Source organism: Snuella sedimenti (genome assembly GCF_016428595.1).
GTDB classification, from domain to species: Bacteria; Bacteroidota; Bacteroidia; order Flavobacteriales; family Flavobacteriaceae; genus Snuella; species Snuella sedimenti.
In genome coordinates this window covers 26,438-44,072 of record NZ_JAELVQ010000003.1, presented here as the reverse complement: position 1 = coordinate 44,072, position 17,635 = coordinate 26,438, and the positions used below count along the sequence as shown (strand labels likewise).

At 36.3% G+C, this 17,635-nt stretch carries 13 protein-coding genes; 10 read left to right on the top strand and 3 right to left on the bottom strand.

The genetic code is table 11. The features are described 5' to 3' along the window. Positions 1-35: 35 nt before the first annotated feature. The gene (gene miaA, locus JF259_RS03750) at positions 36-959 is read left to right on the top strand and encodes a tRNA (adenosine(37)-N6)-dimethylallyltransferase MiaA (protein WP_199113822.1); all 924 of its coding nucleotides are present in this window, start codon (positions 36-38) and stop codon (positions 957-959) included. Positions 960-1,094: 135 nt separating this feature from the next. Next, the gene (locus JF259_RS03745; protein ID WP_199113516.1) at positions 1,095-1,883 is read left to right on the top strand and encodes a TerC family protein; all 789 of its coding nucleotides are present in this window, start codon (positions 1,095-1,097) and stop codon (positions 1,881-1,883) included. An 86-nt stretch (positions 1,884-1,969) separates the two neighbouring features. On the opposite strand, the gene JF259_RS03740 is transcribed toward JF259_RS03745, so the two are convergent. Together JF259_RS03740 and mnmD are read right to left on the bottom strand one after the other, a co-directional pair. Further along, positions 1,970-2,875, bottom strand: coding sequence for a TIGR01777 family oxidoreductase (locus tag JF259_RS03740; RefSeq protein WP_199113514.1), 906 nt, complete (start codon positions 2,873-2,875; stop codon positions 1,970-1,972). 86 nt (positions 2,876-2,961) lie between these two features. After that, complete coding sequence (gene mnmD, locus JF259_RS03735; RefSeq protein WP_199113512.1) at positions 2,962-3,639, bottom strand: tRNA (5-methylaminomethyl-2-thiouridine)(34)-methyltransferase MnmD; 678 nt, start codon at positions 3,637-3,639, stop codon at positions 2,962-2,964. 234 nt (positions 3,640-3,873) lie between these two features. On the opposite strand from mnmD, the gene JF259_RS03730 reads away from it, so the two are divergent. The 6 genes from JF259_RS03730 (at position 3,874) to JF259_RS03705 (ending at position 12,095) form a co-directional block, all read left to right on the top strand. Continuing rightward, entirely contained in the window at positions 3,874-4,941 is a 1,068-nt protein-coding gene (locus JF259_RS03730; protein ID WP_199113503.1) for a branched-chain amino acid aminotransferase, read from the top strand. Positions 4,942-5,423: 482 nt separating this feature from the next. Continuing rightward, positions 5,424-6,119 (top strand): RraA family protein, encoded by a 696-nt coding sequence (locus JF259_RS03725; RefSeq protein ID WP_199113501.1) that lies wholly within the window; start codon positions 5,424-5,426, stop codon positions 6,117-6,119. Positions 6,120-6,122: 3 nt separating this feature from the next. Continuing rightward, positions 6,123-9,026 (top strand): glycoside hydrolase family 2 protein, encoded by a 2,904-nt coding sequence (locus tag JF259_RS03720; protein ID WP_199113499.1) that lies wholly within the window; start codon positions 6,123-6,125, stop codon positions 9,024-9,026. A 189-nt stretch (positions 9,027-9,215) separates the two neighbouring features. Further along, positions 9,216-10,376: a mandelate racemase/muconate lactonizing enzyme family protein gene (locus JF259_RS03715; RefSeq protein WP_199113497.1), complete on the top strand. Its 1,161-nt coding sequence runs from the start codon at positions 9,216-9,218 to the stop codon at positions 10,374-10,376. A gap of 16 nt (positions 10,377-10,392) precedes the next feature. Then, on the top strand, positions 10,393-11,178 hold the full coding sequence (locus JF259_RS03710; RefSeq protein WP_199113495.1) for an SDR family NAD(P)-dependent oxidoreductase: 786 nt from the start codon (positions 10,393-10,395) through the stop codon (positions 11,176-11,178). Positions 11,179-11,204: 26 nt separating this feature from the next. Beyond that, a complete protein-coding gene (locus JF259_RS03705; RefSeq protein ID WP_199113493.1) occupies positions 11,205-12,095 on the top strand; it encodes an SMP-30/gluconolactonase/LRE family protein in 891 nt (296 codons plus the stop codon). Here the strand turns inward: JF259_RS03705 and JF259_RS03700 are convergent. Then, positions 12,092-12,973, bottom strand: a complete 882-nt coding sequence (locus JF259_RS03700; protein ID WP_199113491.1) for an AraC family transcriptional regulator — start codon at positions 12,971-12,973, stop codon at positions 12,092-12,094. The two genes, JF259_RS03705 and JF259_RS03700, sit on opposite strands and share 4 nt — an antisense overlap. A 116-nt stretch (positions 12,974-13,089) precedes the next feature. Between JF259_RS03700 and JF259_RS03695 the strand changes: the two genes are divergently transcribed. Continuing rightward, positions 13,090-16,113 carry a SusC/RagA family TonB-linked outer membrane protein gene (locus JF259_RS03695; RefSeq protein ID WP_199113489.1) on the top strand — a complete coding sequence of 1,008 codons (3,024 nt, stop codon included), beginning with the start codon at positions 13,090-13,092 and terminating at the stop codon, positions 16,111-16,113. A gap of 18 nt (positions 16,114-16,131) precedes the next feature. After that, on the top strand, positions 16,132-17,625 hold the full coding sequence (locus tag JF259_RS03690; protein WP_199113487.1) for a RagB/SusD family nutrient uptake outer membrane protein: 1,494 nt from the start codon (positions 16,132-16,134) through the stop codon (positions 17,623-17,625). Positions 17,626-17,635: the final 10 nt, after the last annotated feature.

Here is a 17,635-nt window from a genome sequence, read left to right as displayed (position 1 = left end):
TAGGTAGCTTTGCACATACATTAAATTGATTAATCATAGAAACAACATCTAAATACCTTATTTCAATAGTAGGCCCTACAGCCATAGGCAAAACATCCTTAAGCATTACATTGGCCCAGCATTATAATACCGAAATACTATCGGCCGACTCACGACAGTTCTTCAAAGAAATGCAAATAGGAACGGCTGCCCCTACCAAGGAAGAGTTAGCTGCTGCTAAGCACCACTGTATCCATCATAAATCAATACATGACGACTACAATGTTGGTGCTTTCGAGCTTGACGCCTTAAAATGCCTTGACACACTTTTTAAAACACATAATACCGTTATAATGGTTGGAGGGTCTGGCTTATATGTAGATGCAGTAACCAAAGGTTTGGATAATTTCCCTAAAATCGATCCGCAAGTAAGAGCTACTTTAAACAAAACCCTTGAAACAGAAGGACTTTTACAATTACAGGAACAGCTAAAGCAGTTGGACCCCGTTTCTTATAACACTATTGCAGTAGACAATCCGCACCGTGTTATTCGGGCCTTAGAGGTATGCATAGGTTCTGGGCAGCCCTATTCTTCATTTTTAAATAAAGATAAAACAACACGTAATTTTAAAACCATCACCATTGGGTTAACGGCCGACAGAGCGATCATTTACGAACGCATCAACCAACGTGTCGACATGATGGTACAGCAAGGGCAACTAGATGAAGTTAAAGGTTTAATGCACTACCAAAATTTAAATGCACTCAATACCGTTGGGTATAAAGAACTCTTCAATTATCTTAACGGAGCTTGGTCTTTGGAATTTGCCATTTCCGAAATGAAAAAGAACACACGCCGCTTTGCAAAACGACAACTCACTTGGTTTAAAAAGAATGAAGACACGATTTGGTTCGATTATTTATCCGACCCTAAAATCATTATAGAAAGCATAGAAAAATATAAAGCATCTATTGGATAAGGGTAAAAGCTGTTTTCCTTGACTTCTTGGAAATTGTCTTTAGGTTAAAGGCAATGGCTAAACAAACACATAACAAAAATTATAAAAAATATCATATCTTAACCATTCATAAATAACCTTTCAAATTCGTTTGCTTTGATTGATTTTCTATTTACAGCCGATGCATTAATGGCCTTGGTAACACTTACCTTCTTGGAAATTATTCTAGGTATCGACAACATTGTATTCATCTCGATAGCTGCCAATAAACTACCAGAGCACCAACAAACTAAAGCAACAAATATAGGCCTACTGTTGGCCATGGTACAACGCATTGTATTGTTATTTTTCGTTTCCTTTCTTATTGGTTTAAAAGAGCCGTTTTTCCATATCGAAACCAGTTGGCTACACCTGGAAATAAGTTGGCAAGCCCTTATATTATTTACAGGCGGTCTCTTCTTAATTTATAAAAGTACTTCGGAGATCCATGAAAAAGTGGAATTACCCAAACACGGTGAAAACGAATTAAAAGGCAAAAAAATTAAAAGTTTATCACAAGCCATTGTTCAAATACTACTTATCGATTTCATTTTTTCCGTAGATTCAATCTTAACAGCAGTAGGTATGACAAATGGCATTCATCCCAATCACAATTACACGCTTGTACTTATGATAATAGCTGTAGTTATATCCATTGTTGTGATGATTGGGTTTGCTAACCCTATAAGAAAGTTTATAAATACACATCCCAGCATGCAATTACTTGGATTGGCGTTCTTAATACTTATTGGCTTTATGCTCATTACAGAAGCAGCACATTTGTCGCACACCAAACTATTTGGCAATACGGTGGGCGCCATTCCCAAAGGCTATTTATACTTTGCCATTGCCTTTTCACTATTTGTTGAATTTTTAAATTTTAAAATGCAGAAAAAACAAAAATAGCAAACAACTAACTGAACCATTATGGATTTAAAAACCCAACAACCATTAACCAACAACCAATAACCAGCAACCAATAAACACTAAACCTACTTTAGTAAATGCTTTAGAGCAGGTCTTAAGTGATGGTATTTAAAATAAAATCCTTTATCCTCTATTTTTTTGGAGCTAACGCGCTGACTTAAAAACAGTAGCACATGCATCTCTCCTAAAATAAACTGCATAACCGACTTAGGAATGTTTGGCAATATTAACGGTTTACCCAATACCCTTGCCACTGTTCTTGTAAGCTCATGATTGTTAACAGGGTTCGGTGCAACGCCATTATACACCCCAAACAATTGATGTTCCAATATGTACAAAAACATACGGGCCAAATCTTTAATATGAATCCAAGATTGCCAATGATTACCAGAACCAAAAGACGCTCCCATCCAATATCGCATTGGCTTAACAATTTCTGGAAGAGCTCCCCCTTTATTCGATAACACCAAACCAATACGTATTTTAGAAACAGGAATATTTAAACTTGAAAAATTATCGACTGCTCGTTCCCATGTTTTTGTTACCTCACTTAAAAAAGTAGTATCAAACTCTGTAAATTTTTCGTCATAATAATTAATGCGAGAGTCTGGATAAATACCAATAGCACTCGCCGAAACAACTTGTTTTATAGTATGCGATTCACCTTTCAATGCATTAATTAACAATTGTGTGCTCTGGACTCTGCTAGATATTATTACTTTTTTATAAGCCCGGGTCCATCGTTTGGCAATTGCAGCTCCTGCCAAATGAATGATAGCATCAACCCCCTTAAAACATTTGGCATCTATATCCTGGGTCTTAACATTCCAATAAAACCCCTTATAGTTTTCCCTCTGCTCTAATTTAGACCGTTTCGTAGTTAAGTAATTAACCGCAACACCTTCTTTATGGCAACGTTTTACAATTGCCTGTCCAATTAGTCCTGTTGCCCCTGTAATTAAAACCCGCATAGTCAATTTTTACATAAAGTTACAAAATGAAAATACGATCTCCCTTACATTTATGCAAGCTTTAACACTATAAGGTAACAAGAAAACTAACCTAAAAGCTTAGTAGCCCGAAGCATTTCTCTTTTTCCAGGAGGTCCCGGTAAACGTTCTACTATAAAACCAACTGCTTCCATAGCACGGCGCACACTACCTTTTGCCGAATACGTAACCAAAATACCATTGGGCTTTAGTGCTTCATACATGCTTTTAAAGATGGTTTCCGTCCATAATTCGGGTTGTACCCTTGCCCCAAAAGCATCAAAATAAATAACGTCACAAATGTCTTTCTCCTGAATATCAGAAAAAAAACGTTGCTGTTTTGTTAATGAAAAATTAGCTGTGAGCTTATGAGACGTTTCCCAAGAAACTTCATGAAGTGTATTAAAAACAGTTTGCCCTCCCTGTTCTATAAGTTTTGGATAATTTAACTTATTAATTTCTTCAATAGAAACCGGATACCCTTCTACCCCACAATAATTCACGGACACCTGTAAACTATCGGCCTCCAATAACGTAATAAAAGCATTCAACCCCGTACCAAAGCCAATTTCCAAAATAGAAATTTCTGTGGACTGTCTAGAACTAAAAAAATATTCTAAGCCATGTTTTATAAATACATGATAGGCCTCTTGTATTGCGCCATGCTTAGAATGGTATTGCTCATTCCAATCTGGCAAGTGGATGGTTGACGAACCATCACCCGTAATAATTATCTCTCGCTCCATATATAAAAGGACTCTCCTAAATTATCTTCTTCTCTTAAAAGAAGCTTTATCTTTCCAAAGATTACTGCCAGATCATATCATTATCTATAAGACTAGTGATAGACAAAAACACAAAGAATGCACTGAACAAATCCATATAAAAATCAAAAAATTAAATTTTAATGATTTGTTGTAAAGATACCGCTTTTTTAAAAACGTTTTTACTTAAATTTGCACTACAAAACGACTAGACTTATGGATGCTTTAATCAATGATATAGAGATTATAAAAGCAAAGACTACAAAAATTAATGATGTAGATTTTGACAACTTAACATTTGGAAAAATACTAACAGACCACATGTTAGAGTGTGATTTTAAAGATGGTAAATGGCAAGCCCCAAAAGTGGTACCTTACCAACCCATTACTTTAGATCCGTCTGCTAAAATTTTTCATTATGGACAATCTGTCTTTGAAGGTATGAAAGCCTACAAAGATGCCGATGGCACTGTTTGGTTATTTCGTCCTCTAGACAATTTTAAACGCCTAAACATTTCTTCAAAACGGTTAGCTATTCCCGAACTTCCTGAAGATTATTTTATGAATGGCCTAAAAGCCCTATTAAAAGTTGATAGCGACTGGATTCCTAGAAATGAAGGTAGTTCTTTATACATTAGGCCGTTTATCTTTGCTTCGGGAAAAGGCTTTCATGCTTCACCTGCCGATGAATACAAGTTTATTATTGCTTGTGCGCCTTCAGGGTCTTATTTCTCTGGTGAAGTAAAAGTTTTAATCGAAGAAAAATATTCCCGGTCTGCTAATGGCGGTGTTGGTTTTGCTAAAGCTGGAGGTAACTATGCAGGGCAATTTTACCCTACACAATTAGCTGTTGATAAAGGATACCAACAGGTAATATGGACCGATGACAATACGCATGAGTATATTGAAGAAGCTGGCGCTATGAATATTTTTGTTCGAATTAATGATACACTTATAACGGGACCGACTAGTGATAGAATTTTGGACGGTATTACACGTAAGAGCATCATAGAATTAGCACAATCTAAAGGTATCCCTGTAGAAGTTAGAAAAATAACTGTAAGTGAAGTCGTTGAAGCAGCCAAAAACGGATCGCTTAAAGAAATGTTTGGTGCAGGTACAGCTGCTGTTATTTCTCCTATTTCTGGTTTTGGCTATAAAAATGAAGATTACGACATTCCAGAAATGGAAGACGCCTATGCCAGTTTCTTAAAAAAGCACATCACCGATATACAAACTAATAAATCTGAAGATCCATTTGGATGGCGCTATAAAGTAGAATAAGCTTTATTAGTTGTCAAGATTTTTTCCCCTTTAAAAAAAGACATCCCGTTTGTGGATGTCTTTATTTTTTGCAATATACTGTATATATTCAAAATACATTTAATCAACACTACCATTCCAATTCCCCTCTTTACCACATAGATATCATTTGCTATTTATTATTCAAAACAACACCATAAAGCAAACATAGAGGATGTTATAGCTAATACAAAGCAGTCAAACCCATTATTTTAGAGTTAATTTTGTGTTACTCATGCAAGTATTATTCTATTATTGATGTAATCAATGCATTAAACTCATCTTGACTTTTTGTTTTTAACCGAAAATGAGACAAAATTTATTCAGATTAGGCACTTTTAGAAAGGCATAGCATTGCTACGGATGAAAAAAGTAACGAAATATGAAGGAATTTAGACCATTTTTTAGGAAATAGAAAAAGTCAAGATGAGTTCATTAAAAGAAATACTTAAACCATACACAAAATGAACAAATTTTGGAATACAGATGATCAACTTTTTACTGCTGCTAGAAAAGAACTCTTTACAGCTGTTATAGGAGACGCTATGGACAAAATGAACTTATTACATCAGTTCTTACCACCAAAAATACACCCCCTAAAAGCAGATATGTTTTTAATTGGTAGAGCCATGCCAGTTTTAGAAGCTGACACTTTCGAAGAATTAAGTATTGGTAGTAACAACAAACTTATGGCCAAACCCTTCGGACTAATGTTAGAAGCTTTAGATGATTTAAAAAAGAATGAAGTCTATATCTGTTCTGGAGCCTCTCCAAACTATGCGTTGGTAGGAGAATTAATGATGACTAGAGCCAAACACCTGGGTGCTGCTGGTGCTGTTGCAAATGGATACTCTAGAGATACTTTTGGTTTGTTAGACTTAGATTTTCCCGTCTTCTCCTATGGTAATTATGCACAAGACCAAGCTCCCCGTGGTAAAGTGATCGATTTTAGAGTACCTATTGAAATGGATGGCGTTCGTATTAATCCCGGCGATATTGTGGTTGGAGATATAGATGGTGTATGCATTGTTCCAAAAGTACACGAAGAAGAAGTGTTTTTACGTGCATTTGAAAAAGCTAGAGGTGAAAAAACCGTTTTAAAAGCAATTCAAAATGGTATGAGTGCTGTTGATGCCTGGAATAAATATCAAATAATGTAAACTATGAAAAATACAAACACCACGTTTTGTCGACTGACAATTTTCACCTATCTGCTTTTATTAGCAATTCCCATTTGGGCACAACAAAAAAGCAAAACCATCTTATCTGAAGCAAAGGTAACAATACCTAGAATTTCACCACTACCAATAAAAGTTAATAACGTTGCCTCTCCCGTTTTGTCACTCGATGGAGAATGGCAAGTTGCTATTGAAAAAGATAACAACGCACCAATACAAGTACCCGGTGAACTGGAAATGCAAGGATTTAACCTGAATATTGGAGAAACGGCCTATTACACAAAGCACATTGAAATTCCCGAAGATTGGAAAAACAAAAAAATATTTGTTCGCTTTGATGGTGTTAGTTCTCATGCTGTTGTAAAATTAAATGGCAAAAAAATTACCGAACATGAAGGAAGTTTTGTGCCTTTTGAAGCAAATATTACCAAGGCTGTAAACACAAGTGACAATATATTAGAGGTAGAGATCAAAGCAAACACAATCAGCGATATACTGGCATGCACCTCGCAATATGCTGCCCATACAGTAGCAGGCATTTTACGTAAAGTTACACTTTTTGTCCTTCCCGAATCAAACATTGAAGATATTACCACAAATACTACGTTCGATAAAAACTTTAAAAGTGCAAATCTGTCGATAGAAACTAAAATTGATCAACCATCACCAGGTTTACAACTTAGATATACTTTATACAATGCGGACAACAAAAAAGTATTTCAAAAAAATATAGACATAAATGATAATACATCTAAAGCGAACATTCTTGTAAAAAAACCAAATAAATGGAATTCTGAAAGCCCCTATTTGTATGTTTTAACTACCGAATTACTTCAAAACCAAAAAGTACTTCAAAAAAACGAACAAAAGGTAGGATTCAGACAAATTCAAGTTATTGGTAGTGAACTTTATGTCAATGGAAAACCTGTGAAATTACGCGGCGTAAACAGACATTCAGTGCACCCAATAACAGGTAGGTCCTTAAGCCCGGAAATGGAACGATTGGATGCTGAATTGTTCAAAAAAGCGAACTGTAATTACATAAGGACATCGCATTATCCCCCTTCCGAAGAATTCTTAAATGCAGCCGATGAACTGGGCCTTTTTGTTGAAAGCGAAGCTTCCTTAACTTGGATACAACATGGTGCTTCACCTATATGGGGGCATTGGGACTATCAAAACCAACGCTTTTTACCATACCTATTGAAAGCTAATATTGACAATGTGCTTGCAAATAAAAAGCACCCCTCCATAATTATGTGGTCTTTAGGTAACGAGTCTCGATGGAGTCCACTTTGGGAAAAAGTAAATCAAGTAGTAAAACAGTTGGATTTAACTCGCCCCACCAGTTTTCATGATCAATGTTGGGGTGGATTTAATAATGCCGGCAGTACAGCCGATATAGCAAATTACCATTATCCCGGTATTGATGGGCCAGCGGCAACAGACGCAATGACTCGTCCTACACTATTTGGTGAATATGCACATTTATCTACATACAATAGAAGGGAGCTTCTTACCGATCCGGGCGTAAGAGATGCCTATAATATACCCTTAGTAAGGTTTTATGATTCAATTTATGCTCACAAAAATAATTTAGGGGGTGCCATCTGGAGTGGAATTGATGATACCTTTCATTTGCCTGATGGAAGAATAGTTGGCTATGGACCTTGGGGACCTATAGACGGTTGGAGAAGACCCAAACCTGAATATTATGGTATGAAAAAGGCGTATTCTCCAGTACGGATTAATACTGTACAGAACCTAAAAAGTAAATTGCTTATAAACGTGGAAAACCGTTATGATTTCACACCCTTTTCAAAACTCAAAATATTAGTAGAGATAAACGGACATAATAGCACTATTAAAAGTAACATTCAACCAAGACACAAAGGAACAATAACAATTCCTGTTAAAGATAAAGTTGATAGTTTGAAACTAACCTTCTACAATGCCAATAACCATATAGTTGAAGAAGAATTTTATAGCTTTAATGAAGAGAACAATGTTAGCCCTAAACAAGATTTACAACTTTCTTGTTCAGAAAATAAGGATTCATACCTAATCAAACAAGGGACAACAAGTTATAGAATTGATAAATTAAAAGGAAAAATAGTGTCCATTTCTAAAGCAAATAAGCCCATAGTTTTACAAGGACCAGAATTTACAATTGTAGAGATGAATAGTGAAAATGGAGGTAAAAACAATATTGCAGGAGAAACCTATCAGCGTATTATACATCCGTTACAAAGTTTTCCTTGGTACATGAAATATGCATCCGATATTAAGGTGCAAGAAAAAGAAAATGCTATCGAAATGAAATTAACTGTGACCTACAAAGAAGGTAAAGGGAAATTATGGTACATTTTCAAATCGGATGGTAAGTTTACTACTAAGTATGAGATTGAACAGATCAATGGAGAAACCAAACCTTATCAATATGGCCTGCTACTACAAGTTCCTAAAACCTATCAAACATTAGAATGGAAACGTAAGGGGGATTTTAGTATATATCCCAGCGATCATATAGGCAGAAATAAAGGAAAAACGAAATTGAATACTAAAATCACCGATGGCGTAGAACCCTGGCGAATTAAACCAACCCATTCATGGAAAGATGACGCTAATGAGTTAGGCAGTAATGATTTCCGTTCAACAAAAAGGAACATAATAAAGGCATCATTATCTGACGGAAAAACAAAAATAAGTGTTTTATCGAATACCCATCAAGCCTCCAGATCTTGGTTACAGGAAGAAAATATTCACTGGTTAATAGCCGATTATTGGAATAACGGATCAGAACGGTTCTATGGAACCCCACATAATGAAGGAAGAATATCTACAAAAGATAGGGTCTTAAAAGGAGAATTAACATTACTTATCGAATAATTCAGCAATATTAAATATGGATCTTTCAATTTTCTATATAGAACAATAAAACATATAAATAAAAAGAGTAACTGAACAACTTCTATTAAAGGCAAAATATTTTAAATTTATAATTGGTACCTTTTAAACTTTAATACTTAACTAGACCTTACTATAGCTAACAAGATAACGACTAACAAATATAAACACATGAAAATAACAGACGTAAAAATATGGCTTGTTGAAGGCGTCAAATATAATTGGACATTCCTTAAGATTTATACAGACAAAGGCATTACAGGTGTAGGTGAAGCCACCAACTGGCCAGGTAGTCAAATTGTTGAAAGTGCCGTTAAAGAACTAGGCCAAAGAATAATTGGTTTAGACCCTATGAAAACTGATTTCATTTGGACTAAACTATATAGGGACCTTAACTGGGTAGGGCCTTATGGAGCCAGTATGTGTGCTATTTCTGGTATCGATATGGCACTTTTGGATTTAAAAGGAAAAGCATTGAATGTACCCGTTTACGATCTTTTAGGAGGTTCTTTCCGTACAAAAATCCCCTTATATGCCAACTATTGGTTTACTGGTGGTGGTCATAATGAAGAAGACTATGCTAAACAAGCAAAAGAAGTGAAGGCTGCTGGCTTTACAGGGTTAAAATTTGATCCTTTTGCACATACAAATTACTTTTATGGCGAAGATTTAGATACTACATTGTCGCTAACAAAATCGCAACAGAACAGGGCTTTTGGGGTTAGTAAAGCTGTTAGGGATGCTGTTGGTGAAGACATGGATATTATGATAGAAACCCATGCCATGCTTAATTTTAAAGTGGCTATTGCGATGGCAAAGCGCCTTGCAAAGCTCGATATTACCTGGTACGAAGAACCTGCTGGCCCTGAAAACCCAAATACGCTCAGAGCTTTCAGGGAACGCCTTCCTGCAGAAGTTTCCATTTGTGTAGGAGAAAGACACTATACAAGACATGGTATACGTCCTATTTTAGAACGCCATATATGCGATATCATTATGCCTGACATTACTAGATGTGGTGGGCCATCAGAAATGAAACGCATGGCTACCATGGCTGAAGCATACAATGTGCTAATAGCCCCTCATAACCCCAATGGTCCACTGTCTACACTAGCATCAGGACATGTTTGCGCATCTATTCCAAATTTCTTTAGACAAGAGTTTATTTTTAAAGACGTACCTTGGAGAGATACTGTTATCGATCATCCAATAGAAGTGGAAAACGGACAGCTAATATTAAGCGACAGACCTGGGTTAGGAGTTGATCTCATTGAAGACGAAATGGAAAAACATCCTGGCATAAGAAATCATAGAGACGGATATTACATATAATTTAAATAACAAATCAATGTTATCTATCAACCTTAAAGGAAAAACAGCTCTTGTTACTGGGGTTAGTAATGGTATAGGATTAGGCATTGCTAAAATGCTCGCTAAAGCGGGCTGTGACATTTCTGGATGTGGTCTCTCTGCAATAGACTCAGAAGCTGCACAAACTTACATAACCTCAATACAGGCTGAAAACCGCAAAGCTTTATATACAAGTTTAGATATAACTTCTAACAAAGATCGAGAGGCTTTGGTTAATAAAACCATAACCGCCTTTAAGAAGATAGACATTTTGATATCCAACGCAGGTGCTAATATTTTTGAAGGTGCTGAAAAATGCACAGATAAAAAATGGCAATTCAACATGGAATTGAATTTAAAATCACATTGGGCTTTAAGTAAACTGTGTAAACCTTATTTGGAATCAAGTAACAATGGTGTGATACTATTAATGACCTCAAATCATGCTTACCATACCATACCAGGCTGTTTTCCTTATAATGTAACTAAAACAGCACTTAAAGCACTCGTGCAGTCCTTGGCAATAGAATGGGGTCCAAAAATAAGGACCATTGGAATAGCTCCTGGGTTTATTGACACACCCGGTAATCAAAAATGGTTTGATAGTTTTCCTGATGCCAAAGCCGAAAGACATCGTACCATCAATATGCACCCCGTTAAAAAAATTGGAACTACAGAAGATGTCGGGATGCTTTGCGCTTTTTTAGCATCAGATATGGCCAGCTTTATTTCGGGAACGACCTACTTAATTGATGGAGGTCGCTCTGCATTAATGCAAGATTAATTGTTACAAATTATTAGTTATTATACGTGACAAATCAAAGAAGCATAACAAACATCTTTATAGACGCTAAAGCCATTCTGGGAGAAGGCCCCATATGGATAAATAGTTCCCAAGAACTTTTATGGGTAGACATTAGTAAAGGGGAAGTACATGCCACCAATATCACTACCAAAAAAGATAAAATAATATACCAAGGAGATAAAGCATCAGCCATTATACCTATTTCAGATAAAGAATTCCTGATTTCAGATACCAACAAATTAATTTTAGTGAATACTGCCACGGGAGCAGCAAACGAATATACCTCCATTCTATTTGAAACAAAAAATATTCGCTTTAATGATGGAAAAGCCGATCCAAATGGGAACTTGTGGATAGGAACAATGGAAATGGACATAAAACCCAATAAGGGAGCATTATATCGGGTAGATTCTAATAAAGAAATGAAAAAGTGTGTTTCCAAGGTTACCATATCTAATGGTATAACATGGTCCCTTGATAAAAAAACAATGTATTACATAGACACTGTAAAGCAGGGAGTTTATGCATTTAACTTTGACGAAAACAGCAATATCTCTAACCAACGAATGGTAATAACAATTCCTTTAGAACTAGGTGCTCCAGATGGCATGACTATCGACAATCAAGGTAATTTATGGATTGCCTTGTGGGGAGGAGCTTGCGTAACCTGTTGGAACCCTAAGTCTGGACAACTACTCAAAAAAATTAATGTAGATGCCCCACTTGTAACTTCATGTACTTTTGGAGGAAAAAACATGAACACACTTTTTATAACCACCGCTAAAGAAGGATTATCGGCATCAGACCTAGAAAAATACCCCAATAGCGGAAGCATCTTTACCATAAAAACAGAAGTAAACGGATTTAAACCTAATTATTACACGCCTTTGCATTAAACCAGTTCTTCTATATTCTCCTTTGTACTATTCGCAAACTCTGAAGGGGATACTTTTTTAATAAGTCGAAATTGCTTATTAAAATGAGAAGGACTATTATAACCGCTTAAATACGCTGCTTCAGATATACTATATTTCTCTTCATGAATGAGCTTACAGGCATAGCCTATTCTAATTTCATTTAAAAAAGACGTAAATGTTTTATTGGTCCTATTCTTAAAATACCTACAAAAGGCCGTTTTATTCATCGAAGCAACCTCTGCGACCTCATCTAAAGTAATGGGGTTGGAAAAATTATCCATCACAAACTCAAAAACACGATTAATCTTTATATCACTCTTAAAAATAGTTTCTTTAAAAAGAGGTGTAGCCAATAGCCTATAATCATTTGCTTGAGAGGCTAGATTCAATATGTTAAGGAACAGCAACAAGCGCTCCATCCCTTCTACTTTTAACAAGCGCTTTATTTTTTTTATCATTTTCTTTGCTGTTACCCTAGCAAAGGACATCCCCATTTCTGCTCTTGTAAAAAGCTCCTTTATTTTCTTAGATTCACCCAAACTTAAAAAACCATCCCCTAGAAAATTAGGAGAAAATTGTATAATAATAGATGCGCAGCTTTCCTTTGACTGATCAAGGTTTTCAGGAGGTTTGCTACGCCACACATGGGGCAATTTCTCTCCTACCAAAATAACATCACCTTCAGAAAACGTCTCAATGGAATCGCCTATAAAACGCTTTCCTTCCCCCTTAAGAATAACAACCAATTCAAGAATATCATGAAAATGCCAATGATCGTTAAAGTGGGTACGTGTATCCTTTCTAATATGAAAAGCCTGTTCTATAGGGCTCTTTAATTTTCTAAAATTCGCTTTCATTTGTCCTTAAACATATACAACTGCAAATATAGAGAACGTAATTGATAATCGAGTGCAAGACAAGCTTGAAATGCCTAAGTAATTTTGTGACATTCCAATTTTAAATCAACTTAAGTATGAAAACAAAATTATGTAATCTATTTACGTTACTAGTGATTTTCTGTGTTAATTTGGGTTTTTCCCAAAATCAAAAAATTACTGGTACAGTAACATCTGCAAGCGATGGCATGCCACTTACAGGTGTAAATGTTGTCGTTAAAGGCACTCAAGCTGGTGCCGTTACCGATTTTGACGGGAACTTCTCCTTAAACAATGTGGCTGCAAATAGCACTCTAACATTTAGTTATGTTGGCTTCAAAACACTAGAAGTAGCAATTAACAGCAAAACGTCCCTGTCCATTACCTTGGAAGAGGACACATCTCAACTTGAAGAGATAGTAATTGTAGGGTATGGCACCCAAAAGAAAGAAAACTTAACAGGTTCCATTTCCACGGTAAAACTGGATAATGAGCAAAATCGTCCAATTGCAAGTGCCTCTCAAGCCTTAGCAGGTCAAGCAGCTGGTGTAACTGTAACACAAAATTCTGGTAACCCTGGGGGCGATGGTGCGACAATACGAATTAGAGGTATAGGTACTTTAGGAAATAGTGCTCCATTAGTACTTATTGATGGGATTAGAGGAAACCTTAATAACGTTAATGTAGCCGACATCGAGACTATAACCGTTTTAAAAGATGCAGCCTCCGCTGCCATATATGGAGCCAGAGCTGCAAATGGTGTTATATTGGTTACCACAAAAACCGGAGAAAAAGGAAAATTAACCGTTAATTATGATGGTTATACTGGTATTCAAAAGCCAACAAGACTAACAGAATATGTTACTAATTCTGTTGAATTTATGGAATTACATAACCTAGCTAAATTTAATGAAGATCCAGCTTCAACACCTGAATTTTCAACCGATGTAATCAATGAATTTAGAAATGGTTCAGATCCATACTTATACCCTAACACAAACTGGCAGGATGTAATGTATAGAGATGCACAGATAACTGCACATAACTTGAGCGTAAGGGGAGGGAATGATAAGACCACCTATTCTTTTTCTTTAGGCTATTTAGACCAAGAAGGAATTATACTAGGAACAAATACTAAACAGTATACGGTACGTTTAAATTTAGACACACAAGTATCCGATAAATTTAACTATTCCGTAAAGTTATCAGGTAGACGTGACGACGTACGCCAACCTATTGCAGGAGCTGGAACGGTTATTGGCTGGATTGAGCGCGCTACACCTATGCAAAGTCCTCGCTTAGAGGATGGAAGCTATGCCTTTCCTTGGGTTGGTTTTCCAAATGCTACACATGCACTTGCAGGAGCTTTAGAAGGTAAAAACAATAATGCTTGGGACAACCTATTGGCTAACCTATCTGGAGAATATGAACTTTTTGATGGATTAAAAATAAAAGGAACAGTAGGTGTAAATACACTACATAATCTTCATAAAGTGTTTAGACCTCAAATTGATCTTGTTAATCCAAAAACAGGTGCTGTCACAGATTTAGGTGTCTCTGGAAACCCTTTATCTGCTTGGAATGGTTATAATACAGAAAGAACCATAACGTTCTTAACAACTTTAAACTATAATAAAACCATTGCTGAAAGTCACAATATTACTGCTTTAGCAGGTTTCAGTCAGGAAAAATTTAAAAGACATTATCTAGCTGCTTCTAAAGATGGTTTACCTAGTAATGCTTTACAAGAAATTAGTGCTGGAGCAGACGACCCTACAGCTTCAGGTTTTAGTGTTGATTATGGTCTTCAATCCTTTTTTGGGAGAATAAATTATGATTATAAAGGAAAATATCTTTTAGAAGCTAACGTGAGGTATGATGGATCTTCAAACTTTGGCCCAGGTAACAAATGGGGGGTTTTCCCATCATTTTCTGCTGGTTGGAATATTTCAAACGAAGCTTTTATGGACAATGTTGACTTTATCAATCGACTAAAATTAAGAGCATCGTATGGTGAATTAGGAAATCAAGATATTGCCCCTAACCAGTATAGTTCAATTTACAGTTTAGGGAGAACCTATTCGTATGGAGGTAGTCTTGTTGGAGGTGCTGCACAAACCAGCTTACCAAATCCAGATGTTACTTGGGAAACTTCTGCTCAAACCAACTTTGGATTGGATGCTACTCTATTAAATGGTAAACTAGATTTAGTAGTTGATTATTACTTAAAAGATACTGAAGACATTTTAAGACCTATAAATATATCGAGCGTTGTAGGAGGTCTAGCCCCCCCAACGGTAAACCTAGCTTCTGTTAGAAATAAAGGTTTTGAGTTTTTAGCTAATTATGATGACACTATCGGAGACGAGTTTGAATATGGTATAAGCTTTAACTTTACAACTATTGATAATGAAGTTACTAAATTACCAACCCCTCAGATTGGAGGTATTAGTAGAATAATTGAAGGGAGCCCGATAAATGAATTCTATACTATTAAAATGTTAGGCATTTTCCAAAACCAGGCAGAAATAGATGCACATGGCGCACAGCCTGATGCTAGACCAGGAGATATAAAATTTGAAGATTTAGACAACAGTGGAGATATTGGTGATGGTGACAGACAGGCAGCTGGAAGCTCTATACCTGATTTCACTTATGGATTTAGCCTTGGGGCATCTTATAAAGGATTTGATTTTTCAATGCTTTGGCAAGGTGTAGAAGGAGTGAAAGCAATAACAGAACACGAAAACAAACCTTTCTTTAATGGTGCTGGAATACCTAAATTCTGGGCTGAAAACTCTTGGACTCCAGAAAACCCTAGTACACAATACCCAAGATTGGTGAGGTCTAGCAATTATGTAAATAATATTTGGAGAAATTCTACATTTTTACTTCAAGATGCATCCTTTTTAAGATTAAAAAATGTGCAGTTAGGCTATTCTTTACCTAGCAAGGTGTTAGAAAAAATGAAAATATCACAATTACGAGTTTACGTTAATGCCAGCAACCCCATAACAATTACCAAATATAGAGGTTTGGATCCTGAAAAAGATCTTTTTGGCGGAAGAGGGTCTTATTCTAATGTTCAAGTATATTCATTAGGTTTAAACATTTCACTATAACAAAAAAATTGTTTAATTATGAAAACATATATAAAATTAATTTTAGGATTGTCCCTCATTTTAACGTCTTGTACAAAAGACGTCATTGAGGTAGCATCCACAACAAATATTTCTTCTGAAACATTTTGGAAGACAGAATCTGATGTCCGTTTAGCTCTTAACGGTATCTATAATTCGTTACAAAGCTTAGAACAAAGCTATATCTATTATGATGTTTTATCCGACAATGCTTATAACAACTATCCATGGGAAGGCTTTAAAGCCATCGCAGACGGTACCCACGACGCCCGTGGCCCTGGTGCTATTAGCTGGATATGGAGTGATTGCTTTAGGGGTATTGGTAGAGCAAATGTTGTTTTAGACAATATTGAAACAGTTGAAGGTCTTGACGAGAATTTCAAACAATCTACTAAAGGCGAAGCCCTGTTTTTAAGAGCCTACTTTTATTTCAGATTAACAGACTTTTATAGTGGCGTGCCTATCATTTTAGAAAGTCCAAAAATAGAGCACTCACAATTGCCTAGAGATAGTAAAGAAGCGGTAGTAAATCAAATCATATCCGATCTGGATCAAGCAGCAACACTATTACCTTCCAGTCAATCGGAAGTTGGTAAAGCAACAGAAGGTGCTGCCAAAGCATTAAAGGCCAGAGTCCTTTTATATAACGACCGTTGGGCTGAAGCCGCAAGCACGGCCCAAGAAGTAATGGGTATGGGATATGACCTATTCCCCAATTACAGAGATCTTTTCCGTGAAGCCAACGAAAATAATGAAGAGGTAATATTCGATGTTCAATATAAGTCCCCAGAACAAGGGAACTTTTTCGAACTATATTTAGGTAGTTATACCGTTGGTGGTTGGTCGTCTATTGTGCCTTTACAAAATATGGTAGATGAATATGAAATGACAGACGGAATGTCCATAGAGGATTCTCCCATGTACGATGAAAACAATCCATATGAAAATAGAGATCCCCGTTTAAAACAAACCATCTCCGTTCCCGGAGCTACCATAAATGGCATTGCAGACCATGTTGGAGAATTTGGTGGTTACTGCTTTAAGAAGTATACCGAGTATGATGAGGAAGGCGTCGTAGCACCAACACCTTACCCAACAAGAACAGGTCTAAATGCTATTATATTTAGATATGCCGAAATATTATTAACCTATGCCGAAGCTAAAAATGAAGCTTCGGGACCAGACAGCTCTGTATATGAAGCTATAAATACCATTAGGGCAAGACCTAGTGTAAATATGCCTCCTTTACCAGATGGTTTATCTAAAGAACAAATGCGCGAGGCCATAAGGCACGAACGCCGTGTGGAACTACTTCTTGAAGGAATCAGGTACTCCGATATTCGTAGATGGGGAATAGCTGAACAGGTTATGGATGGATTGGTCGACCCAGGAGGAACAAGACAATTTAATCCAAATAGAGATTACTTATGGCCAATACCTGCTAGTGAGTTTGACATAGAGGGAACAGCTCTAGAACAAAACCCAAATTACTAAAATTAGTAAT